This is a genomic window from Diaminobutyricibacter sp. McL0608, assembly GCF_039613825.1.
Taxonomy (GTDB): Bacteria; Actinomycetota; Actinomycetes; order Actinomycetales; family Microbacteriaceae; genus Diaminobutyricibacter.
Genome location: NZ_CP154826.1, coordinates 696,064 through 718,313, shown reverse-complemented (window position 1 = coordinate 718,313; position 22,250 = coordinate 696,064). Strand labels below are relative to the sequence as shown.

Genomic DNA, 22,250 nt, shown 5'->3' with positions numbered 1-22,250 from the left:
CACCGAGAGCGACAGTCCCGGTCGAGAGCGCCACGCATAACAGGCGCGCTCGACCGGAACAGACGGTCTCGCGACCAACGCTACGCACGCGCGGGCCCGCGCGCCGGTGCGCGAACCGTGCTACGCCCCCAGCGCGCCGTTCTCGCGACGCGGGATGCGCAGCGGGTTACCGTCCTGCAGCTCAGCCGGCAACACGGACTGGGGAGCATCCTGGTACGCGATCGGCGTCAGGAAACGCCGGATCGCCGAAGCACCGACCGACGTGTGCACGGATGCCGTCGTCGACGGCCACGAACCCCCGTGGTGCTGCGCCCACGCGATCGCGACGCCCGTCGGCCACCCGTTGAAGACGACCCGCCCGGCGATGCGAGACAGAGCGTCCGTCAGAGGAGCGACATCCTCATCCCCCGCATGCTGGATCGTCGCTGTCAGCGACCCCTCCAGCACACCGACCGCTGCCGACAGCTCCGCTGAGTCTGCGTAACCCACCACGACCGTCAACGGGCCGAAACATTCGGCCAGAAAGTCCTCCCTCGACGCCAGGAACGTCGCCGCCTCCACGACGATGACCACCGGCGAACTCGCCTCGGCGACCTCGACATCGGTGTCAGACGCGCGCACTGTGCCGATGACCTCGACATCGTCGCGTCCAGCGAACGCGGACGCGCCATCGGCGAACGCACCGCTCATCCCATCCGTCAGCAGCCGCTGCGCCGGTGCATCCGCCAGCACCGAAGCCAGCGCATCCACGAACCCGCTGTCCGACGGCGCGAACACGAGTCCGGGCTTCGTACAGTACTGGCCGCCGTCGCGGGTGAAGGACCCGACCAGGCCGGCTGCGAGGTCGGCCGCCCGCTCCTGCGCCGCCGCCGGCGTCACGACCACCGGGTTGATGCTCCCCAGCTCCCCATAGAACGGGATCGGCGCCCGCCGTGCACACGCCAGGTCGAACAGCGCCCGGCCGCCCCGCACGGATCCGGTGAATCCCACAGCAGCGATCGACGGATGCTGCACCAGCGCCACGCCCGCCTCCACTCCTTCGACGAGCGAGAGGATCCCGTCGGGCGCCCCCGCCGAGGCGAGCGCGGCGACCGCGAGCCCGGCCGTCCGCCGCGACAGTTCCGGGTGCCCCGGATGCGCCTTCACGACGACCGCACAGCCCGCGGCGAGCGCCGAGGCCGTGTCGTTGCCGAGCACCGAGAACGCGAACGGGAAATTGGATGCGGTGAAGACGGCGACAGGACCGAGCGGCCGCAGCATCCGGCGGAGGTCGGGGCGCGGCGGGATCGTCGTCGGATCAGGCGAGTCCAGCGTCGCCTCGAGGTAGCTTCCTTCGCGGGCGACGCCTGCGAAGAACCGCAGCTGCGCTGCCGTCCGCGTCACTTCGCCGTCGAGTCGCGTCTCGCTCAGGTGCGTCTCGCGGTGCGCGATCGCGACGAGTTCGCCCCGGTCCGCCTCGAGGGCGGCGGCGAGCGCCTCCAGCCACGCGGCCCGCTCCTCACGCGACGCCGACTCGATTCCGCTCGATGCAGCCGCCCTCGCTGCCGCGTCGACGCCCGCAGCGCCACCCGCGACCGCAGCGCCCGCAGCGCCACCCACGACCGGAACCCCGTCGCCACTCACGAGAACGCCGCCAGCCCGGTGAGCGCGCGCCCGAGCACGAGCGTGTGGATCTCATCAGTCCCCTCGTACGTGCGCACCGACTCGAGGTTTGCGAGATGGCGCATCACCGGGAATTCGCTGGTGATCCCGTCGCCGCCGAGGATGCTGCGCGCCTCACCCGCGATCGAGAGCGCCTCGCGCACGCTGTTGAGTTTTCCGACGCTGATCTGGGTCGGGGTCAGCTCGCCGCGCTCTTTGAGGCGCCCGAGGTGGAGGGCGAGCAGCACGCCTTTCTCGTATTCGACGAACATGTTGGCGAGTTTCTGCTGCACCAGCTGCGTCGCCCCGATCGGCTTGCCGAAGACTTCGCGGCTCGTCGCGCGTCCGAGTGCCGCCTCGAGGCACGACCGTGCGGCGCCCATCGCTCCCCACACGATCCCGTATCTGGCTTCGTTCAGGCAGCTGAACGGCCCCGACAGTCCACGCGCGCCGGGAAGCAGCGCCTCACCGGGCACCCGCACATCGTCGAGCACCACATCGCACTGGATGGATGCCCGCATCGACAGCTTCCCGTCGATCGGCGTCGCCGTGAAGCCGGGCGTCGAGGTCGGCACCAGGAACCCGCGCACGCCGTCGTCCGTCGCCGCCCAGACGACCGCGACGTCTGCGATGCTCGCGAGTCCGATCCACCGTTTGCTCCCGCGGATCACCCAGTCGTCGCCGTCGCGGTGGGCGAAGGTGAGCATCCCCGAGGGGTCACTGCCTCCGCCCGGCTCCGTGAGCGCGAAGCAACCGATCCGCTCGCCGCGCGCCAGCGGCGGCAGCCATTCGTGCTTCTGTTCATCGGAGCCGAATTTCGAGATCGCGCTCATCGCCAGCGATCCCTGCACCGATACGAAAGTGCGCCATCCGCTGTCCGCCGCTTCGAGCTCCAGACAGACCAGCCCGTAGCTGACCGCGCCCGCGCCCGCGCATCCCTCGTCTGTGAGGTGCATTCCGAGCAGGCCGAGCGCGCCGAGTTCGCCGACGAATTCGCGCCGGAAGTGTTTGTCTTCGAAGTCCTGCTCGATGACCGGCAGGATGCGCTCGGTCGCGAATGTGCGCGCCGTGGCGGCCCATCCGCGCTCCTCGTCGCTGAGCAGGGGTTGGATGCTGAATGCGTCCTCGAGCAGGGTGCTCACGGTGTTCCTTCCGTTCTACTGCGCTGATTCTTTACCCCGTACGGCGGCGGGTCCGCTCGCCGATGCGGCTTCGTGTTCGCTCGCGGATGCGCTCGCGGATGCGGCCGCGGGTGCGGATGCGGCCCCCCGCGCCCCCGCGCGACCCGCCTCATCCAGCCAGACCGCGCCTTCATGCTCCCCCAGTGCGGGCGCCACGCGCTCGTAACGCGCAGGCATCGCAGAGAGGTGGATGGGGTTGGCCGGCTGCGCCTGGACCCGTCCGGTCGCTTCATCGGTCACCTGCGCGACCGCGTCGAGCCCGAGGGCGGCTGCGAAATCGAACGCCTCTGCGACACTGTTGACCAGCCCGGCCGGAACCCCGGCTGCCGCACACTCAGACACCCAGTGGGCTGCGGGACCGGCGCCGAGCGCGTGGTCGATGATCGCGCGCAATTCGGCTCGGTGCGCGACTCGCGACTCGTTGGTCGCGAACCGCGCGTCGTCGGCGAGCGCCGGCACTCCGAGGATCGCGGCGAACGCGCGGAACTGCTTGTCGTTGCCGACAGCGACGACAATCTCGCGGTCGGACGCCTCGAACCCTTCGTACGGCGCGATACTCGGATGCGCGTTCCCGAGCCGTTGCGGAGGAATGCCGGTCGCGAGGGTGCTCGACGCCTGGTTGGTGAGCCCGGCGAGGAGGGAGCTGAGCAGGTCGACGTCGACACGCTGACCGAGGCCGGTGCGGTCGCGTTCGCGCAGTGCGAGCAGGATGCCCGACAGCGCGTTCAGCCCGGTGAGCACGTCGACGACCGCGACACCGACTTTGGTGGGCGCCGCGTCGGGGTGGCCGGTGATGCTCATGAGACCGCCGACGGCCTGCACGAGCAGGTCGTACCCGGCAAGCGCGGCGCCGTGCTCGCGGCCGAATCCGGAGATGGAGCAGTACACGAGTCCGGGGTTGGCCGCCTGCAGGGTCGCCGCGTCGAGTCCGTACCGCTCCATGACGCCGGGCCGGAAATTCTCCACCACGACATCCGCCGACGCCGCGAGGGCACGAGCCGTCTCGAGGCCTTCGGCGGTGCGCAGGTCGCAGACGACGGAACGTTTGTTGCGGTTGACCGCGTCGAAGTAGGTGGACTGTCCACCCGCATCCACCGGCGGGGTCCAGGATCGGGTGTCGTCCCCGTCCGGGCTTTCGACCTTGATGACGTCTGCGCCGAAATCGGCGAGCATCATCGTCGCGTATGGGCCGGCCAGCACGCGCGAGAAGTCGGCCACGCGGATTCCGGTGAGCGCACCCGCGGATGCTGTGTCACTCATCCGGCCTCCTCAGCGATGCTCGAGCGAATTCATCCTATTATGAATGTTTTAGGCGTCCGGTCCGCCGACGACGTCTCCTGCGGATAGTGTGAATCCATGGGGCACGCATGACCAGTCTCGCTGGGCCGACCCGCACCGCGCCAGGGGCGCGCGACGCGGTCTTCGCGCAACTCGCGGGCGCCGGACGCGCCGAACAGGTCGCCCAGCGCCTGACGGATGCGATCGTCCTCGGTGTCCTCGTGGCAGGGGAACGCCTCCCCAGCGAATCCGAACTCGCCCGGCGGTTCGGGGTCGCCCTGGTCACCGCGCGCGAGGGGCTCGGAATCCTCCGGGAGGCCGGCCTCGTCGAGACGCGCCGCGGACGGGAGGGCGGCAGCTTCGTCATCGAATCGGCCGCACCGCACGCCGCACTGGTGCGCACGCGGCTGCGCGGCCTGTCGCAGGTCGAACTCTCCGACCTCGCCGTCTACATCACCGCGATCGCGGCCGCGTGCGCCGACCGCGCCGCGGAACGGTCGGCGCCCGCCGACGACGAGCGCCTGCGCAGCTGGCTCGACGACGCCGACTTCAGCACCGCCGCCGAGGCCCGGCGGAACGCGGGCGGCTTCTTCCTCGAACTCGCCGTCCTCAGCCAGTCGACGCGGCTCGTTCGCGAGCAGATCCGGCTCCAGGCCGAGTTCGGTCCTGTCCTCTGGCTCGGGATGTCCGACACAGGGATGCGCGACCGCACGTCGACCGCCACTCGCTCGATCGCCGACGCCATCGCCGCCGGCGACGGAGAAGCGGCTCGCGCCCAGGTGACCGCGCTCATCCGGTCGATCGCGGAATGGCTCCTCGCCGCCCGCGCACGACTCGAGAAGACGGGAGCGCTCGATGACTGAGCAGAGGACCACAGGGCGTCCGAGCGTGGACGACGGAGCGCGACTCGTAAGCGCCCTGTTCGACGGAGTCTTCGACCAGCTGGCTCGGTGGCGCGAGGCGATCGGGGCGGGTCCGACCGAGACCACGCCGTCGAAGCTCGACGAACTCGCCGCGACGCTGGTGCTGCCGTCGCTCATCGCGGACGACGCCGTACTGATCGGGGCAGGGTTCATCGCCGCCCCCGACTACGTGCGGGGCCGCGACGTGCACTTCGCCTGGTGGCTCGGTCCTCTCGACGACAACCCTCTGCTCGGCACGACCGACGGGCCCACCAAGCTCGATCTGTCCACACGCGGCTACGCAGACTACCTGCGTGACTTCCGTTCGCTCGAGTGGTACAGCATCCCCGAGACGACCCACCAGACCCACATCACCGGGCCCTACGTCGACCACCTGTGCACCTGCGATTACATCGTCACGCTGACGATGCCGACCGAGATCGACGGCACCATGATCGGCGTCGTCGGCGCCGACATCTACGTCAAACGGCTCGAGAAGGAGCTGCTGCCGACGCTGCTCGCCATCGAGCGGCCGGTCACGCTGGTCAACGAGCAGGGGCGGGTGATGGTCTCCACAGACCCGACGCTCGCCGCCGGAACGCTGCTCCCCGACCGTCCGCCTGCGACCGGCGCGAGCCGTTACGAACTACTCGCCTGCGCAGGTACCCCGTTCGCGCTGGCATTCGAAGAAGACGCCTCGTGAACAATCATCCATTGTTATATCTTTGACGAACGAGAGTGTGCATCGCGGCAGACCTGAGGGCGCGCGTGCACCTGAAAAGGAGACTCCCATGAGCAACTACGCAGTCGTCAACCCTGCCACCGGGGAGACGGTCAAGTCCTACCCCACGATCACCGAGGAGGAGCTCCAGGCGGCCATCGCAGGCGCCGACGAAGCCCACCGCACCTGGTCGCGAAGCACCTCCGTCGCCGAGCGCGCCGCCCTCATCCGCCGGGTGGGCGAACTGCACGTGGAGCGCCGCCAGGAGCTGGCCGAGATCATCGTGCGTGAGATGGGCAAGCCGATCGAGCAGGCACTCGGCGAGGTCGACTTCTGCGGCGACATCTACGGGTACTACGCCGACAACGCGCAAGACCTGCTGAAGGACGAGCCGATCACCCTGCTGGCCGGCGAGGGCTCGGCGCTCATCCGACGCAGCTCGCTCGGTGTGCTGCTGGGCATCATGCCGTGGAACTTCCCGTACTACCAGGTCGCCCGCTTCGCCGGACCCAACCTGATCATCGGCAACACCATCCTGCTCAAGCACGCGGAGCAGTGCCCTGAGTCGGCCGCGGCCATCGAGCAGATCTTCCACGATGCGGGATTCCCGGCCGGCGCGTACACGAACATCTACGCGTCGCACGAGCAGATCGGGACGATCATCGCCGACCCGCGCGTGCAGGGCGTGTCGCTCACCGGCTCCGAGCGCGCCGGCGCCGCCGTCGCCGAGATCGCCGGCCGCCACCTCAAGAAGGTCGTGCTCGAACTGGGCGGCTCCGACCCGTTCATCCTGCTGTCGACGAACGACCTGGATGCGACCGTCGAGGCAGCTGTCGCGGCCCGCCTCGACAACAACGGCCAGGCCTGCAACGCCGCCAAGCGTTTCATCGTCATCGACGACCTGTACCAGCCGTTCCTGGAGAAGTTCACCGCCTCGATCACCGGCGCCACCCCGAGCGACCCGACGTCGGCCGACACCGTGCTGGGCCCGTTGTCGTCGGCCGCTGCGGCAGACCGCCTCGCCGAGCAGGTGGATCGCGCCGTCGAACAGGGCGCCACCCTCGTCGCCGGCGGCAAACGCGAAGGTACGTTCTACGAGAGCACCGTGCTGACGGACGTGAAGCCCGACAACGACGCCTACCGCGAGGAGTTCTTCGGGCCGGTCGCCGCTGTCTACAAGGTCGGGTCGGAGGCCGAGGCACTCGCCCTCGCCAACGACACCCCGTTCGGGCTCGGCTCGTATGTCTTCACCACCGACCAGGAGCAGGCGCTTCGCGTCGCCGACGGCATCGAGGCGGGCATGGTGTTCGTGAACCTGGTCGGTGCGGATGGGGCCGAGCTGCCCTTCGGCGGCATCAAGCGGTCCGGCTCGGGTCGCGAACTCGGCCGGTTCGGAGCAGACGAGTTCGTCAACAAGAAGATGATCCGCATCGGCGGATGAGTCGGCCTGCGCCGAGAGTCGCCGTTCCGGCCGAGATGACCCGTTCTAACGGCGATTCTCGGCCGGAACGGGTCGTTTCGGCGCCACCTGACGGACGAAATCGACACTCCGCGCAGAAACATCCTGTTTTATAGGATTTAGGCCTCGCCTCCCACTATATTGGGCACACACGACGAGGTGCCCGCGGTCAACGGTGACCGCACACGGCCCTCTGGTCCAACCCGGAAGGCAACGATGTCAGCAGATCCGTCCACCTCCGACCACCTCGCCGACGGCGAGCATCTGGCGGTCCTGGGGTACGAGGATTCCTTCAACCGATCGATGTCGCTGTGGGCGAACTTCGCTCTCGGTTTCACCTATCTCTCACCGCTCGTCGGCGTCTATTCGCTTTTCGCGCTCGCCGTCAGCACCGGTGGGCCGCCCTCGATCTTCTGGCTCGTCATCGTGGGCGCCGGCCAGCTCCTGGTCTCGCTCGTGTTCGGCGAAGTGGTCTCGCAGTACCCGATCCACGGCGGAATCTACCCGTGGACCCGGCGACTCTGGGGTCGCCGGTATGCGTGGATGGCGGCCTGGATCTACATCTGGGCGATGATCGTCACGATCACCGCGGTCGCCGAGTTCGGCAGCGGCTTCCTCGCGAGCCTCTTCAACATCCCGGTCACCAAAGAGGTGACCGTGCTCCTGTCGGTGCTGTTCCTGGTCGTCGCCCTCGGCTTCAACTTCTCGGGCACCAGGACGCTCGGCCGGGTCGCACGGATCGGGCTCGCTGCGGAGCTGATCGGGGTCATCGCCGTGGGGCTCTACCTGCTGATCTTCCAGCGCCACCAGTCGTTCAGCGTGTTCTTCGACTCGATGGGCGTCCAGGGCAACGGCCCGTACATCACCGCATTCCTCGGTGCTGCGCTCGCCGGCCTGTTCCTGTTCTACGGCTTCGAAGCGTGCGGTGACGTCGCGGAAGAGGTCGAGAACCCGGCCCGGCGCATCCCCCGCGCGATGATCCTGACCATCCTGGTCGGCGGCGTCTCCTCCCTGTTCGCGTTCGGCGGCTACGTCATGGCCGCACCCGACCTGCAGGCGATCGTGGACGGCAAGGATGCCGACCCCATCCCGGGCATCCTGCAGGCCTCCCTCGGCGACGTCGGCGCGAAGATCTTCCTCATCGTGGCGCTCACCGCGTTCCTCTCCTGCGTCCTGAGCCTGCAGGCGGCCGCGAGCCGGCTGCTCTTCTCGTTCGCACGCGACGGAATGATCCCCGGGCACACGTGGCTCTCGAAGGTCTCGCCGCGCAGCAAGGTTCCGACCAACGCGCTGATCGTCGCCTGCGTCATCCCGCTGCTGATCTGCGTGATCATCTATGTCGGCCCCGACCAGCTGCTCACCCAGATCACGTCGTTCGCCGTGCTCGGCATCTACGTCGCGTTCCAATCGGTCGTGCTCGCCGCCCTGCGGCAGCGGATCAAGGGATGGAAGCCTGCCGGCCCGTTCAACCTGGGCAAGGGCGGCTTCGTGGTCAACGTGATCGCGCTCGCCTACGGGATCTTCGCGATGATCCTGCTCGCGTGGCCGGGTCACAGCGGCGTCTTCGTCAACGACTGGATCGTGCTGATCGGTCTCGCCATCGTCGCCGGCACCGGACTGATCTACCTGTTCGCTGCGCGCCCCGACCGCAAGTCGACCGCGCCGGAGGGTGACGCCATCCACGTCGCCGAGCTCCTGCGAGCGCGCCACTAGCAGCGCCCGCACCGCCCGCGCGACCGAGTGTCGCCGTTACCGTCGAGTCGACCCCCCACACCGGCGACTCTCGGCGGGAACGGCGACACTCGTCGTTTCGGCGGGTGCGTCACGCGGTCTGCGGGACGGATGCGCGGGGACGGACGAACAGCGCCGCGCCGCCCAGCACGACGGCCGTCGCCGCGATCACCCAGCCGCCCACGAGGAACATGCCGGCCGGATGCACGATCGACTGCCCGGCGAGCGCCTGGAACGTCACCAGCGCGAGCGCAGCGACGTAGACGAACGCCGCGACGACGACGAGGCGCAGCCGTATGCGGTCGTCTGCGAGCAGGTCCCACCGCCGTCCGAGCCAGCCCAGGAGGATGGCGAAGAGGGGAATCAGTTGCAGCGCGTGCATCCCGACGAAATGCGGGATGCGCAGATCGCCTCCCACGGTGCTCCAGCCGAGCAGCGGGAGGCCGGTTCCGCCATCCGCCAGCCCGACTGTGTGCGCACCGGCGATCCCCTGGAAATCCGAGAGCTGCTGCGACGTCGGGCTCGTCATCAGGTAGGCGAGTCCCATTCCGACGAGGGCGATCACGGCGCCGGCGCGCACCGCGAACGTGGTCGACGCGGTCGGAAGCCGGAGGAAGAACACCGCGATCGTCGTCAGGAAGGTGCACACGTAGAGCGTGGTGATCGAGACGGCCATGATCGCCCAGACCGTCGTCGCGAACGGGGTGCTGACGTTGAAGTGACTGGTCGTTCCCGCCGCGGCGGCTCCCACGATCGCGACCTGCTCGACGATCAGGGCGACGGCGATCACGGTTCCCACGGTGTGGGCGAAACGGCGCCAGCGGGGCAGGTGCGCGATCAGCCACGCCCACGTGACGCTGTACAGGAAGATCGAGATCGAGAACTTGAGAGGCTTCAGCCAGGTGTCGATGCCGGTAACGACCCGGTGATCGACGACGAGTCCGAGAAGACACACGGCGGCACAGACCACCATGAGGGCGGCGACCGTCATCAGGGGGCGGTGCCAGGCGAAGACGGCTTTCATGAGATGCGCCTTTCTGTTGTGACATAGGCCTGCGCGATGCGTCGAAGGCCTGCGGCGAGAGTGTCGCCGAGCACGGTGCCGACGACCATGAGCTCGGCCATGTCGGTCGGGTCGGCGAGTTCTCCGACCGCTCCGAGGTCGGCCTCCGCCACCTGCTGGGCGGCCGAGGCGTAGGCGTCGAGGTAGGAGTCGGGGAGCGGATAGCCGGCCCTGTCGAACGCGTCGACCACCCTGGCGGCGATCTCGCGCCCGGGATTGTCACCGCAGTCTCCCCAGCCGGCGCGGTCGATGACGCCGTCGATGCGCGCGAGTGCCGCATCCGACCCCTCCGAGATGCCGGAGACCGTGTCGCGTGACAGTGCGCGCTGCGCGATGTCGAAGGTGTGGGCGATCGGGGCATCCGGATCGTCGAGCGCGGTGAGCACACTCGAGATGGCCCCGATCGAGAGCTTGCCGACCTCGAGCATCGCCCGGATGAGGCGCAGGCGGTGAGCGTGTGATTCGTCGTACTCCGTCCGGTTGCCGCCTACCCGCTCCCCCGCCGGCAGCAGACCCTCACGGACGTAGTACTTGATCGTCGCTGCGGGTGTGCCGGACAGTTCTGCGAGTTCCGTGATGACCATGCAGTGATAGTAACACTACCGGTAGCGGCACTACCAGTGACTGTCGAAGAAAGGGCGGCTGCGCCCCGAAACGCAGCCGCCCCTCCGTCTGATGCCGGCCGATGCCGGCGGTACGCCCGGCTAGTGCCGCCCGGAAGCGAGCAAGGTGAGCAGGTTGAACGTCACCCCGCCCATCCCGGTCACGTCGTCATAGCCCTTCGCCGTCTTCAGCGAGGTGTCCGTGTCGAGCGTGATGAGGAAGCTGAGCCCGGTCGCCGGACTCGTGAACGCCAGCGCACGCGGCGGCGTCTGCGGGACGACATCGCGGAAGGCGCTCGGCAGGATGCGGTCCAGGCCGTAGAGCGTCGGGTTCGCGAACCCGATCACCTTGTGCGTGGCCTGCTGCACGATCGCGATCTGGGCCGCGACGACCGGCGTCGCGAGCGACGTGCCGCCGAAGGTCGCGTTACCGAACGGACCCGTGGCGAGCGTCGTGTCGTCGACGATCGGGCTGTAGCCGATCAGGAACCCGGTGTACGGATCGGCGATCGCCGAGACGTCAGGCGAAACCCGGAAACCACGCGAGAGCGACGTCGGAACGATGCCCCGCTGATAGTCGGGCTCGGCGAAGACCGCGCTGGTCCCACCGCCTGCGCCGAACCGGAAGCCGCCCGAAGGTGCACTGCCCGGAAGGGCGTTCGCGTAGACCGGGACGCCAGCAGAGTTCACGGTGATTTCGTCGCGGGTGTCACCCCAGCCGGTCTCGTAGGCGATCTTGCCGTTCTTGTCGATGCCGATGCTCGTGCCGCCGACCGCGGTCACCCACGGGGAGGACGCCGCGAAGTCCGGAGACGCATAGCCGAGTTTCGCGACCTCGTCACCGTTGTCACCGCTCGAGAAGTACAGCCCGATTCCCTCGCCCGCCGCCTGCACGTACAGGTTGTTCTGGCCCTGCAGCGTGTTGGTCGGGACGGCTTCTCCGACGTTCCCGTAGCTGTTGCTCACGATGTTCGAGAGCTTGTTGTCCAGGATCGTCGACATCGCGATGTCGAGGCCGCCGCCGCAGTTGAAGCCACCGACGTAGAGGATGTTCGCCCCCGGAGCGATGCCGTGCGACGATTCGACGTCGAGCGTCTGCTCCGTCTGCCATCCGCTCGGCTCCTGGCACAGGGCCTGGTCGACGAACTGGCTCTTGTCGGGAACGATCTGCTTGTACTGGCCCGCCTTCAGTGTGGGTTCGCCCACCGCCGTCGCGTAGGTGTTCGCGTCGTCGAGGATCGTCGGCGAAGCGTACGCGTCGATGATCGCGATGGTCTGTCCCTTGCCGTTCACGCCGGCCTTGTTCAGCTTGTCTAGGCCGTACGCCGAACGCAGCTGCGACGGTGTGTACCCGCAGATGTAGGTCGGGTAGACGGTCTGACCGTTGTAGGCGGCAGGGACCGTGGCAGAGTGCTCACCGGCATAGTTCGAGCACGGGGTCTGAACCACAGGTGCATCCGCAGCCTTGCGCGTGATGCTCGGTTCGCTCGACCCCGTTCCGCCCTCGGGCGTTGCCAGATCCGGCCTGGTGAGCATCCGCGACTGGTCGAGGCTGATGCCCGACACCTTCGTTGCGAGCGCTGACGGCACCGACGGCGCCCGTGACGGGCCGACGATCCGGTGCTTGTCGACGGCGTAGGTGTGCAGGCTCGTCGAGAAGGCGGCGCCCAGCTGGGCTGCAGTGCCGCGGAAGACGATGAACTCGCGGTTGGCCGGGGTTGCGAAGATCGTCAGTCCCTGACTCTTCAGGTAGGTGATATTCGCGTTGAAGTCGGCCTTGGTCGGCGAGAACCGCGCGATCCAGGCTGACGGGCGCAGCCCCTTGCGGAAGCCGGAGTTGAGCGGAGAGGAGACAGCCTTCGCCAGGGCGACGGCGCCGGCCTGGTCGCGGAGGGGCAGGAAGATCTCCCCCTCGAAGGTCTGCGCCGCGGGCGCCGCGCCCGCGTCATTGGCCGGGGTCGCCCATTTGGGGACGGAACCCGAATAGCTGACCCGATCGGCGGCGACTGCTCCCCCTATTCCGGTCATCGATAGTGCGACCACAGCGGTCGCGGTTGCCAGGATTGCAACGGTCCTCTTATGGAGGGCTCGACGCATGACGCGAGATGTCATTGATGTCGTCCTTTACTCGGCAGTGAGACGGTGCGCGACGCGCACACAATCGCGACAGTAGACCAGCATTCGTTCTAGCCGCAAGATGGGGTAGACAGGTCTGTCGAAATAGTTACCTGCCTGAAAAAATGCATGCATTCGGGATGCGAAAAGGCCCGCCCCCGAGGGGAGCGGGCCTTCACGGCGTGGTGCGACTAGATCGCGTTGACATCCAGCGGAATGCCGGGGCCGAACGTGGTCGACACGGCGCCCTTCTGGATGTAGCGGCCCTTCGACGACGACGGCTTCAGGCGAACGACCTCTTCGAGTGCGGTGCGAATGTTCTCGTTCAGCTGCTCGGCGGTGAAGCCCGCCTTGCCGACGACGAAGTGCACGTTGGAGTGCTTGTCGACGCGGAACTCGATCTTTCCGCCCTTGATGTCGGAGACGGCCTTCGCGACGTCGGGCGTGACCGTACCGGTCTTCGGGTTCGGCATGAGGCCACGGGGACCGAGGACCTTACCGAGGCGACCGACCTGGCCCATGAGCTCCGGGGTGGAGACAGCCGAGTCGAACGAGGTGTAGCCGCCGGCGACCTTCTCGATGAGCTCGGCGCCGCCGACCTCGTCAGCGCCTGCAGCGATGGCCGCTTCGGCCGCGGGGCCGGTGGCGAACACGATGACGCGCGCGGTCTTGCCGGTACCGTGAGGAAGAATGACGGTACCGCGGACCATCTGGTCCGCCTTGCGCGGGTCGACGCCGAGCTTGAGTGCGACCTCGACGGTCGAGTTGAACTTGGCGGAGCCGGTCTCGCGTGCGAGTTCGACAGCTTCGCTGGGGGTGTAGTACTTTCCGGGCTCGATCTTCTCGGCCGCGGCCCGGTAAGCCTTGGACTTCTGTGCCATTTGTTTCTCCTGATTCGAGATTGTGGTCTGGATGAGCCTGGCTGGCTCTGCCACGTGTTTCCTGGTGGGAGGGAAAGCGGTGTGCGCTTAGCCCTCGACCGTGATGCCCATGGAGCGGGCGGTGCCTGCGATGATCTTCGACGCTGCGTCGAGGTCGTTCGCGTTGAGGTCGACCATCTTCTGCTCGGCGATGGAGCGGACCTGCTCCTGGCTGAGCTTCGCGACCTTGACGGTGTGCGGCGTGCCGGAACCCTTGGCGACTCCTGCAGCCTTCTTGATGAGCTCGGCGGCGGGCGGGGTCTTCAGGATGAACGTGAACGAGCGGTCCTCGTAAACGGTGATCTCAACCGGGATGACGTTGCCGCGCTGCGACTCGGTGGCCGCGTTGTACGCCTTGCAGAACTCCATGATGTTCACGCCGTGCTGACCGAGCGCCGGGCCGATAGGCGGTGCAGGGTTGGCGGCGCCGGCATTGATCTGAAGCTTAATCAGACCAGTGACCTTCTTCTTCGGTGCCATGTTTCTTCCTTCTTTGTGGGTATTCGAGCTTCACGGGCGAACCCGGTCCGCTCTCCCGGTTTCTCGGCCTTTCCGAGACCCGGTGAACTGAAAATCGTGTTAGAGCTTGGTGACCTGGTCGAAGCTGAGCTCGACCGGGGTCTCGCGCTCGAAGAGCGACACGAGCACGGTGAGCTTGCCGCTCTCGGGCTTGATCTCGCTGATCGAACCGGGAAGACCGGCGAAGGAGCCTTCCTTGATGGTGATCGTCTCGCCGATCTCGAAGTCGATCTCGGCGGGGATGACACGTGCCGCAGTCTTGCCGCCCTTGGCGCCTGCACCCTTCGCGGCCGGAGCCTCCTGGATCTGCACCAGGCTCTTCAGCATCGAGAACGCTTCTTCGAAACGCAGCGGGGTCGGGTTGTGCGAGTTGCCGACGAAGCCGGTGACGCCCGGAGTGTGGCGGATGACGGACCAGCTGTCCTCGTTGAGGTCCATGCGCACCAGCACGTAGCCGGGGATGCGCACGCGGTTGACCATCTTGCGCTGGCCGTTCTTGATCTCGACGACATCTTCCATCGGAACCTCGACCTGGAAGATGAAGTCCTCCATCGACATCGACACCATGCGGTTCTCGATGTTCGACTTCACGCGGCGCTCGAAGCCTGCGTAGGAGTGGATGACGTACCACTTGCCGGGCTTGCTGCGCAGCTCGGCACGGAAGTCGTCATACGGGTCTGCGGGGCTGGCCTCTTCGTCTTCGACAGCCTCGACGGCCGCCTCGGCTTCTTCGGCGGAGTCGACTTCGAGTGCCTCGTCCACGACGCGGTCGGCCTCGGGGTCGACAGCTTCTGCCATGGCGTCGAGTACGGCGTCGAGATCGATCTCGGTGCCGTCCTCGGCCACGACGTGGAGTGCCTCGTGCTCGGCCGCGTCGACCGAGTCCTCCTGCGAGGCCAGAACGTTGCCGGTCTGCGCCTCATCGTCTTCGGAGGACTGCTCGGCTGCCGTCGCCCAGTCCACGTCGTCGCGATTTGTCTCAGACACTGAATTCATTCCATTTCTCTTGTTTGCCGATGCAGCCCCTCGTGCATCCGGCGCTGTTGCATCAGGCACCGCCACCGGAAGCTCCGGTGACGCGTGACGGCTACGTCGGGTTACCGAACACCCACACGACAAGGAGCCCGAAGACCCAGTCGAGCAGTGATACCAGCGCCATCATGATGACCACGAACACCAGCACGACACCCGTGTAGCTGAGCAGCTCGCGCCGGGTGGGCGTGACGACCTTTCTCAGCTCCAGCATCACCTGGCGGATGAACAGGGCGAACCGCGCGAAAGGTCCACGCTTCTCAGCGCGATCCTTTTTCGCGTTTGCGACGATTTCCTCGCTCGGCTCGTCGATAACTTTTCGGGCCACCTAGTTACACCTTTCGTGGGCCGACATGTAAATGCCGACTTGCAGGGCGGACAGGACTCGAACCTGCAACCTGCGGTTTTGGAGACCGCTGCTCTACCAATTGAGCCACCGCCCTAGGGAAGAAACGCGACACACTCTTACGCTCGTCTCAGGCTCAGGCTACTCGAAGAAGCTCCGAGGTTTCTTACGGAGCAACGCGTTGCTCTGCCAAAAAAGGGCGCAAAAAAGCATGGCAGATTTCAACTACCTCGACCAAGTGTAGGTGACGCTTGCAGCACTGTAAAGTCGAGGGCCCCGGCCGCGCATCCATCGTCCACCCTATGCTGGAACGGTGACCGGATCACCACGAATTTCGAAGAGAATCGGCTCCATCGCGGAGTCCGCCACCCTCAAGGTCGACGCGAAGGCCAAAGCGCTGAAGGCGCAGGGCCGCCCCGTGATCAGCTACGCGGCGGGCGAACCCGACTTCGTCACACCGGACAACATCGTCGAGGCGGCGCTGGCCGCCGTTCGCGATCCCCGCAACTACCGCTACACGCCGGCTGCAGGACTGCCCGAGTTGCGTGAGGCGATCGCGGCCAAGACCCTGCGGGACTCCGGGCTCGAGGTCGCGGCCTCCCGGGTCGTCGTCACCAACGGCGGCAAACAGGCGGTCTACCAGGCCTTCGCGACGCTGCTCGACCCGGGCGACGAAGTACTCGTGCCGACCCCCTACTGGACCACGTACCCCGAGGCGATCAAGCTCGCCGGCGGCACCCAGGTCGACGTCTTCGCCGGGGCCGACCAGGACTATCTGGTCACCGTCGACCAGCTGGAGGCCGCTCGCACCGACCGCACGAAGGTGCTGCTTTTCGTCTCCCCGTCGAACCCGACCGGGTCCGTCTACACCCCGGAGCAGACGAAGGCGATCGGCGAGTGGGCCGACGAGCACGGACTCTGGGTGATCAGCGACGAGATCTATCAGAACCTGACCTACGACGGCGTGAAGGCGGTGTCGATCGTCGAGGCCGTGCCCGCACTCGCCGACCGCACCATACTCGTCAACGGCGTCGCCAAGACGTATGCGATGACGGGCTGGCGCGTGGGGTGGATGGTCGGCCCGGCCGACGTGATCGCAGCGGCCGGCAACCTGCAGTCGCACCTGTCGTCCAATGTGTCGAACATCTCGCAGCGGGCGGCACTCGAAGCCCTCACCGGCCCGCAGGAGGCCGAGGAGCAGATGCGTCTCGCGTTCGACCGGCGGCGCAAGACGATCGTCGCCGAGCTGAACGCGATCGAGGGTGTCGTCACGCCGACCCCGCTCGGCGCGTTCTACGTCTACCCCGACGTCTCGGGCCTGCTCGGACGCACGTGGGGCGGCGTGACGTCGACCACCTCGCTCGAGCTCGCCGACCTCATCCTCGAGCAGGCGGAGGTCGCGACGGTTCCCGGCGAGGCGTTCGGCCCCTCCGGCTACCTGCGGCTGTCATACGCACTCGGCGACGACGAGCTGCTCGAGGGCGTGCGCCGGCTGCAGCGCCTCTTCGCATAGCCCCAGCTGCCGCAGGTCGAGTCGTCACCAACTCCCCGACCCGCGTGAGGCATCGGTCGGTTGCTGACGACTCGATTAACCGGTCGGGGGTGAGGATGTGGATAAGGGCTGAGACGTCGCCGAGGGCGGCAAGCTGGACGGTATGCCTCGCCGGACGCCGCTCCCCGATCACCTGAAACATGGGCCCTTTGCCCTGCGCGCGGGACGGGATGATGGCCTGAGCGAGCGACGACTGCAGGGCAGAGATCTGCGCCGACCGTTTCGCGGCGTGCGCATCCGCGCCACCGCTCCGGTTCGCGACGGATCCTCGTCTTCACATCTCGGTTCCACAACCGTCGAGGGCGCCTCGGGTGAAAGGCGTCGTTGCACACTCCGTGCAGTTCCACGAGGAAGAGTTGACCACTGTTCAGGGCATTCCCGTCAGCTGCCCTGCGCGCACCTGGTGCGAGCTGGGTGCGCTGCTCGACGTCGGCTCACTCGTCGCGGCGGGCGACCGAATCATCCACTCGACGCGGGGGCTGATCACCTTCGACGAACTTGGTTCCGCGATACTGTCGTGGCGCGGCTCGAGAGGTCGGGTACGCCTCCGAGAGGCTTACGAGCTTCTCCATGACCGATCCGAGTCGCCGCAGGAATCGATGCTGCGGCTCGTGCTCGTCAGGGCAGGCCTTTCCGGCTTATCCGTGAATCAGCCGATCACGACGTCATCCGGCCACAGATTCCGCGCTCAATATCGTCACGACCTGACACGTGCGATCCGACTCCAGGCAGACGGATGGACGATCGTACAGATCGGCGCCGACGACATGCGCGACCCCGATCAGCTCCTAGCCCGTATCCGCTCCATCCTTGCGACCGCACCCAGTCGTCACGAAGTCCCCGAAATGGACGCGAAGTTGGGGCGTTGGTGACGACTGGCCGAAGCGACCGGTCAGAGGAGCTTGCGCTCCAGTGCCCAGGCGGTCAGCTCGTGGCGGGACGACAGCTGCAGCTTGCGCAGCACTGCGGACACGTGGGTCTCGACCGTCTTGACCGAGATGAACAGCTCCGCTGCGACCTCCTTGTACGCGTAGCCGCGTGCGATCAGTCTCATCACCTCGCGTTCCCGCGCCGACAGCCGGTCCAGCTCATCCACCGCCTCCGCCTGCTCCCCCGCTGCGGCGCCGAACGCGTCGAGGACGAAGCCGGCCAGCCGGGGCGAGAAGACGGCGTCTCCGCTCGCGACCGCCACGACCGCGCGACTGACGTCATCTCCGGAGCTTCCCTTGGTGAGGTACCCGCGGGCGCCCGCCCGGATGACGCCCACGACATCCTCGGCCGCATCCGACACGCTCAGCGCCAGAAAACGCGTCTCGGGAAAGTCTCCGATCGTGCGCCGCACCACTTCGGCGCCCCCGCCTCCACCCCCACCGGGCAGGTGCACGTCGAGCAGGACCACGGCCGGACGCGACGCGACGATGGCGGCGACCGCAGCATCCACATCCGCCGCCTCAGCCACCACGACGAGGCGATGGTCGAGGTCGGCGCGCAGTCCGGACCGGAAGATCGAATGGTCGTCCACGATCACGACCGTGATCGGTTCGCGCTCGGACCGCTCGGACCGCTCCGACGGCTCCGACGCATCCGCCTCGCCCGCTGCGGGCGTCTCCGGCTCGCTCATGTCTCACTCCCGTGGTCGAGGTGCAGGTGCACTTCCGTGCCTGTGCCGCCTGCGCCTTTCGAAACCGTCGCCTGCCCCCCGGCGCGCCGCATGCGCCCGATGATGGATTCGCGCACCCCCAGTCTGTCCTCCGGCACGGCCGACAGGTCGAATCCGGGCCCCCGGTCGCGGATGAAGACGTCCACCGCCGCTGCCGAGTTCTCCAGGTAGACCGCGACGTCGCCGCCGGCGTGGCGCGCGGCGTTCAGCATCGCCTCACGGGCGGCGGCCGCAAGCTCCGGGGTGACGGAGTCGACCGGCTCGCCGACGGCGACCACCTCGATGCGCACAGGATGGTCGAGCTCGACCGCCGCGGCGAACTCACGGATCTCGGTGGCCAGGTCGCGATTCGGCGCCTCCGCACCCGCGTACAGCCAGTCGCGGAGCTCCCGCTCCTGGGCACGCGCGATCCGCGCGACCTCACTGGATGCGCCTGCGCGGTTCTGGATGAGCGCGAGCGTCTGCAGCACCGAGTCGTGCAGGTGGGCGGCGATCTCCGCGCGCTGCTCCTCGCGCACCCGGGCGGTCCGTTCAGCGATGAGCTCCCGCCAGAGCCGGATCGCCCACGGCCCGAGCAGCACAGCCGCCCCCGCGAACACCGTCACGATCACCAACAACCACACCCAGCCGGAGTCCGCCCGCCCCGCTCCCGCCGTCAGCACCGCGCCCATGGCGAGGAGGAAGGCGCCGGCCGTCACCCGCAGTGCGGTCGACGATGCCTGACGGGGCGCGACATCGCTGCCGTCCGCGAACTGATCCCAGGCCACAGCGGCGACGGCGAGCGCGACCATCACGGCCACTGCCACGACGAGACTCTGACCTGACCCGTTCAGCGCGGCGGCGGCGACTCCCGCGATCCCGCTCACCGCAGCAAGCGCGACCAGCAGCCATGCCACCGGCACCCGACGGCGGATGGTCGTCGCATCCGGCGCCTCCGGGTCCGGTTCGCGCAGCGGGGTCAGCGCCCACAGCCACAGGTAGAGCAGGATGCCCGCACCACCCGCGAAGGAAAGCGCCACGAAACTCCAGCGCACCACGGCCACCGACCAGCCGAGGTGGTCGGCGAGCGCGACCGAGACGCCGCCGAGGAGGCAGTCGCGCGGGCGCGCCAGGGGGCGCATCCCACGCGCGGATGCGCTTCGGGCCGATGTCTGGGTCACGTCAGAATCCAAGCAGGTTTCCGCGCCGTCGGCACCCGCACGGGAAGGATTCAGGGTTCGCTCAGGGTGATACCCCATAGCGCGGGGGTGCGCGCCGGCGGGAGCATCGAGACATGTCACAGCAGCAGACTCAGCCGGAACCTCCAGCCGGACCGGCCACCGGGGCCGGACCCGGCTCGAATCGCTTCTTCGGATGGATGCGCAGCCTCGGCATCCCCCGCACCGACGGCTGGATCGGCGGCGTCTGCGCCGGCATCGCGGCCCGGATCGGGATCGACCCGCTGATCGTGCGCGGTATCGCCGTGGTGGCCGCCGTCCTCGGCGCCCCGGTCGCCCTGTTCTACGCGGCGGCGTGGGCACTCCTGCCGGACCGCAACGACACCATCCACGCCGAGAAGCTGGTACGCGGCGAATTCGACAACGCGATGATCGGCATCGGGGTGCTCGCGCTCGTCTCCTTCCTGCCTTTCACGCAGGGAATCTGGTGGGCCGGAGCGCAGTTCTGGGGCGCGCCCTCCTGGCCTGAGGCGATCGGCCGCTCCCTCTGGACCCTCCTCATCATCGGCCTCATCGTCGCGTTCGTCGTCTGGGCGGCGCGCGGGGCCCAACTGCCACCCTGGGCCGGCGGTTCGACACAGAACCCGCGAACGGCTTCCGCGGGTTCCGCCGGCCCAGGGTACGGATCGCCGGCTTCGGCCGGGTCGACGACCTCCGCGGATGGAGCGGGCGCGGCGACCGAGGCTGCGAGGGCGGCGACCGTCGCCGCAACTGCCGCGACGATCCCTCTGCCGCCTGTCGTGGACACGACCGCGGAACCGACCGAGCCTCCCGCTCCTCCGACGGGCGCCCCCACCGACGACTACGCCGCCTGGAAGGCCCGTCACGCCGCCTGGCAGGTGGAGCACAACGCGTGGAAGGCCCGGCACGACGCCGACATGCGGGCGATCCGGGCCCAGCGCGCCGCTGAGAACCGGGCCCGCTCACAGGCCTACGCGGTGGAAGCGGATGCGCGGCGCCGGGAGTACCGGCTCGCGAACCCCCGCACCAGCGCGGCCTACGTGTTCGCCACGATCGGACTGGCCCTGATCGTGTCCGCCGTCACCGCGATCGTCGTGAGCACACGACCGGAGTTCGACGGGTACGAACTGACCGCATCCCTCGCCGCCGCGACGATCGTGTTCGGGCTGGCCGGCGTGCTCGCGGGAGCCCTCCGCAGGCGGAGCGGCTTCCTCGGATTCCTTTCGATCCTGCTCCTCGTCGCGACACTCACGACCGCCTTCATCCCGCGGGACCGCCAGCTGGTGCTCCAGCCGGTCGGCGCGTGGCTGGCGCCCACCGCATCCGCTTCGTATGCGCAGCCGGTCGGCGACACGACGCTTCTCGTCGATTCGACGACCGCGGGCGGCGCGCCGGGTACGCCGGTCATCGACCTCGAGAAGGGACCGGGGACCACCTACGTGGTCACGGATGCGAAGACGACGATCCGGATGGAGCTGGTGCTGCGCGGCGCGAGCGTCTACTCGTTCGTCGAAGGCCAGGGATCGGTCACGGTGCCGGCGTGTGTGCGGACGCCGGGCGGAGCGTGCACCTACGACTTCGTCGACGGCCCGAAGAGCACGCCCGACGTCATCGTGCGCATCGAACAGACCGGCGGCGAAGTGCAGCTGCAACGCAACCAGGAGCCGACAGGAGTACAGGGATGAGCGACAACGACGACAAGACGGTACCGCTGGATGCGGTGGCGGCGGACGCGGTGGCGGCGGCGGATGCGGTGGCGGCGGACGCGACGACCGAGGATGCGGACGACACCGAGGTGCTGGATGCCGCGGCCGACACCGTTGAGGCTGACACTGCAGCGACAGACGCTCCCCGAACCGAGCCTCGTGTGTCGGACACCCGCGAGGCCGCCGCGACCGCGCCCACGCCGCCCACGCCGCCCTGGAGTATCACGATCACCACGGACGCCCCGTCGGTCGGTACCGGCGCCGTCGCGGCCCACTACGGTCGCCCGCGCACCCGCTGGGCCGCGATCGTCTGGGGGCTGATCATCGCGGGGATCGCTGCGACGACCCTCGCCATCGTCGGCTCGCCCGCACGTCGGCTGGCACTCTCCGACTGGGCCTCGACGCTGACACCCGGCGCGTTCTGGATCCTGTCCGTGCTCGTCGTCGGGGTGTTCATCCTGCTCCTCGCCGTGCTCGCACTGATCCGTCGCGCCCAGCGCCGCCGTCTCGACGCCTGACCGGGCGGGCGCTGCCGGCCGCCGTCGACCCTCGCAGCTGCCGCTCGCGCCCCCGCCCGGCGCTTCCGCCGGGCGGCCCCCGCTGTCTGCTGCGTTCCGTAACGACTGCGGCGGGGCGAGCGGGGT

The 22,250-nt window shown here is 68.2% G+C and carries 20 protein-coding genes and 1 tRNA gene; 8 read left to right on the top strand and 13 right to left on the bottom strand.

The features are described from left to right. Nucleotides 1–120: 120 nt before the first annotated feature. From AAYO93_RS03380 to AAYO93_RS03370, 3 genes are read right to left on the bottom strand one after another with little or no spacing between them, the layout of a single operon-like run. The gene (locus AAYO93_RS03380) at nt 121–1,599 is read right to left on the bottom strand and encodes an aldehyde dehydrogenase (NADP(+)) (RefSeq protein WP_434056700.1); all 1,479 of its coding nucleotides are present in this window, start codon (nt 1,597–1,599) and stop codon (nt 121–123) included. Between the two features lie 20 nt (nt 1,600–1,619). Continuing rightward, nucleotides 1,620–2,783 carry an acyl-CoA dehydrogenase family protein gene (locus AAYO93_RS03375; protein ID WP_345763607.1) on the bottom strand — a complete coding sequence of 388 codons (1,164 nt, stop codon included), beginning with the start codon at nt 2,781–2,783 and terminating at the stop codon, nt 1,620–1,622. A 15-nt stretch (nt 2,784–2,798) separates the two neighbouring features. After that, the gene (locus tag AAYO93_RS03370; protein ID WP_345763606.1) at nt 2,799–4,082 is read right to left on the bottom strand and encodes a CaiB/BaiF CoA transferase family protein; all 1,284 of its coding nucleotides are present in this window, start codon (nt 4,080–4,082) and stop codon (nt 2,799–2,801) included. A 107-nt stretch (nt 4,083–4,189) separates the two neighbouring features. Between AAYO93_RS03370 and AAYO93_RS03365 the strand changes: the two genes are divergently transcribed. From AAYO93_RS03365 to AAYO93_RS03350, 4 genes are all read left to right on the top strand, one after another. Continuing rightward, nucleotides 4,190–4,963 (top strand): FadR/GntR family transcriptional regulator, encoded by a 774-nt coding sequence (locus AAYO93_RS03365; protein ID WP_345763605.1) that lies wholly within the window; start codon nt 4,190–4,192, stop codon nt 4,961–4,963. Then, the gene (locus AAYO93_RS03360) at nt 4,956–5,705 is read left to right on the top strand and encodes a cache domain-containing protein (protein WP_345763604.1); all 750 of its coding nucleotides are present in this window, start codon (nt 4,956–4,958) and stop codon (nt 5,703–5,705) included. Before AAYO93_RS03365 ends, AAYO93_RS03360 begins: the two co-directional genes overlap by 8 nt. Before the next feature lie 88 nt (nt 5,706–5,793). Further along, nucleotides 5,794–7,164: an NAD-dependent succinate-semialdehyde dehydrogenase gene (locus tag AAYO93_RS03355; RefSeq protein ID WP_345763603.1), complete on the top strand. Its 1,371-nt coding sequence runs from the start codon at nt 5,794–5,796 to the stop codon at nt 7,162–7,164. Between the two features lie 234 nt (nt 7,165–7,398). After that, nucleotides 7,399–8,895, top strand: coding sequence for an APC family permease (locus AAYO93_RS03350; protein ID WP_345763602.1), 1,497 nt, complete (start codon nt 7,399–7,401; stop codon nt 8,893–8,895). Between the two features lie 109 nt (nt 8,896–9,004). Here the strand turns inward: AAYO93_RS03350 and AAYO93_RS03345 are convergent, their stop codons facing one another. The 8 genes from AAYO93_RS03345 to AAYO93_RS03310 all read right to left on the bottom strand — a co-directional run bounded on the left by AAYO93_RS03345 (nt 9,005) and on the right by AAYO93_RS03310 (nt 15,607). Next, a complete protein-coding gene (locus AAYO93_RS03345; RefSeq protein ID WP_345763601.1) occupies nt 9,005–9,937 on the bottom strand; it encodes a hypothetical protein in 933 nt (310 codons plus the stop codon). Beyond that, nucleotides 9,934–10,560 (bottom strand): MerR family transcriptional regulator, encoded by a 627-nt coding sequence (locus AAYO93_RS03340; RefSeq protein ID WP_345763600.1) that lies wholly within the window; start codon nt 10,558–10,560, stop codon nt 9,934–9,936. The genes AAYO93_RS03345 and AAYO93_RS03340 overlap by 4 nt, the downstream gene beginning before the upstream one ends. A gap of 120 nt (nt 10,561–10,680) precedes the next feature. Next, nucleotides 10,681–12,690 carry a S53 family peptidase gene (locus AAYO93_RS03335; RefSeq protein WP_345763599.1) on the bottom strand — a complete coding sequence of 670 codons (2,010 nt, stop codon included), beginning with the start codon at nt 12,688–12,690 and terminating at the stop codon, nt 10,681–10,683. A gap of 194 nt (nt 12,691–12,884) precedes the next feature. Then, on the bottom strand, nt 12,885–13,574 hold the full coding sequence (rplA, locus tag AAYO93_RS03330; protein ID WP_345763598.1) for a 50S ribosomal protein L1: 690 nt from the start codon (nt 13,572–13,574) through the stop codon (nt 12,885–12,887). Between the two features lie 87 nt (nt 13,575–13,661). Beyond that, on the bottom strand, nt 13,662–14,093 hold the full coding sequence (gene rplK / locus AAYO93_RS03325; protein WP_345763597.1) for a 50S ribosomal protein L11: 432 nt from the start codon (nt 14,091–14,093) through the stop codon (nt 13,662–13,664). A 99-nt stretch (nt 14,094–14,192) separates the two neighbouring features. Beyond that, nucleotides 14,193–15,119, bottom strand: a complete 927-nt coding sequence (gene nusG / locus AAYO93_RS03320; protein ID WP_345763596.1) for a transcription termination/antitermination protein NusG — start codon at nt 15,117–15,119, stop codon at nt 14,193–14,195. 100 nt (nt 15,120–15,219) lie between these two features. After that, nucleotides 15,220–15,492 (bottom strand): preprotein translocase subunit SecE, encoded by a 273-nt coding sequence (gene secE / locus AAYO93_RS03315; protein ID WP_345763595.1) that lies wholly within the window; start codon nt 15,490–15,492, stop codon nt 15,220–15,222. Nucleotides 15,493–15,534: 42 nt separating this feature from the next. Continuing rightward, nucleotides 15,535–15,607, bottom strand: a tRNA-Trp gene (locus tag AAYO93_RS03310). Between the two features lie 216 nt (nt 15,608–15,823). Between AAYO93_RS03310 and AAYO93_RS03305 the strand changes: the two genes are divergently transcribed. Both AAYO93_RS03305 and AAYO93_RS03300 read left to right on the top strand, forming a co-directional pair. Then, on the top strand, nt 15,824–17,023 hold the full coding sequence (locus tag AAYO93_RS03305) for a pyridoxal phosphate-dependent aminotransferase (RefSeq protein WP_345763594.1): 1,200 nt from the start codon (nt 15,824–15,826) through the stop codon (nt 17,021–17,023). A 350-nt stretch (nt 17,024–17,373) separates the two neighbouring features. Continuing rightward, nucleotides 17,374–17,934, top strand: a complete 561-nt coding sequence (locus AAYO93_RS03300) for a hypothetical protein (protein ID WP_345763593.1) — start codon at nt 17,374–17,376, stop codon at nt 17,932–17,934. A gap of 20 nt (nt 17,935–17,954) precedes the next feature. On the opposite strand, the gene AAYO93_RS03295 is transcribed toward AAYO93_RS03300, so the two are convergent. Both AAYO93_RS03295 and AAYO93_RS03290 read right to left on the bottom strand, forming a co-directional pair. Then, nucleotides 17,955–18,683, bottom strand: coding sequence for a response regulator transcription factor (locus tag AAYO93_RS03295; protein WP_345763592.1), 729 nt, complete (start codon nt 18,681–18,683; stop codon nt 17,955–17,957). Next, a complete protein-coding gene (locus AAYO93_RS03290; protein WP_345763591.1) occupies nt 18,680–19,882 on the bottom strand; it encodes an ATP-binding protein in 1,203 nt (400 codons plus the stop codon). Before AAYO93_RS03290 ends, AAYO93_RS03295 begins: the two co-directional genes overlap by 4 nt. Nucleotides 19,883–19,995: 113 nt before the next feature. Here AAYO93_RS03290 and AAYO93_RS03285 point away from each other — a divergent pair, with 113 nt between their 5' ends. Continuing rightward, entirely contained in the window at nt 19,996–21,585 is a 1,590-nt protein-coding gene (locus AAYO93_RS03285) for a PspC domain-containing protein (protein WP_345763590.1), read from the top strand. Next, entirely contained in the window at nt 21,582–22,124 is a 543-nt protein-coding gene (locus AAYO93_RS03280) for a hypothetical protein (protein WP_345763589.1), read from the top strand. The genes AAYO93_RS03285 and AAYO93_RS03280 overlap by 4 nt, the downstream gene beginning before the upstream one ends. The last annotated feature ends 126 nt before the right edge of the window (nt 22,125–22,250 follow it).

Bases quoted from the DNA above. Each gene is read 5' to 3' on its own strand.
- AAYO93_RS03335 (WP_345763599.1), bottom strand. From the start codon at position 12,690: ATGACATCTCGCGTCATGCGTCGAGCCCTCCATAAGAGGACCGTTGCA.
- rplK (WP_345763597.1), bottom strand. From the start codon at position 14,093: ATGGCACCGAAGAAGAAGGTCACTGGTCTGATTAAGCTTCAGATCAAT.
- rplA (WP_345763598.1), bottom strand. From the start codon at position 13,574: ATGGCACAGAAGTCCAAGGCTTACCGGGCCGCGGCCGAGAAGATCGAG.
- AAYO93_RS03285 (WP_345763590.1), top strand. From the start codon at position 19,996: ATGTCACAGCAGCAGACTCAGCCGGAACCTCCAGCCGGACCGGCCACC.
- AAYO93_RS03280 (WP_345763589.1), top strand. From the start codon at position 21,582: ATGAGCGACAACGACGACAAGACGGTACCGCTGGATGCGGTGGCGGCG.
- AAYO93_RS03345 (WP_345763601.1), bottom strand. From the start codon at position 9,937: ATGAAAGCCGTCTTCGCCTGGCACCGCCCCCTGATGACGGTCGCCGCC.
- AAYO93_RS03295 (WP_345763592.1), bottom strand. From the start codon at position 18,683: ATGAGCGAGCCGGAGACGCCCGCAGCGGGCGAGGCGGATGCGTCGGAG.
- AAYO93_RS03360 (WP_345763604.1), top strand. From the start codon at position 4,956: ATGACTGAGCAGAGGACCACAGGGCGTCCGAGCGTGGACGACGGAGCG.
- AAYO93_RS03350 (WP_345763602.1), top strand. From the start codon at position 7,399: ATGTCAGCAGATCCGTCCACCTCCGACCACCTCGCCGACGGCGAGCAT.
- AAYO93_RS03365 (WP_345763605.1), top strand. From the start codon at position 4,190: ATGACCAGTCTCGCTGGGCCGACCCGCACCGCGCCAGGGGCGCGCGAC.
- AAYO93_RS03340 (WP_345763600.1), bottom strand. From the start codon at position 10,560: ATGGTCATCACGGAACTCGCAGAACTGTCCGGCACACCCGCAGCGACG.
- AAYO93_RS03355 (WP_345763603.1), top strand. From the start codon at position 5,794: ATGAGCAACTACGCAGTCGTCAACCCTGCCACCGGGGAGACGGTCAAG.
- AAYO93_RS03370 (WP_345763606.1), bottom strand. From the start codon at position 4,082: ATGAGTGACACAGCATCCGCGGGTGCGCTCACCGGAATCCGCGTGGCC.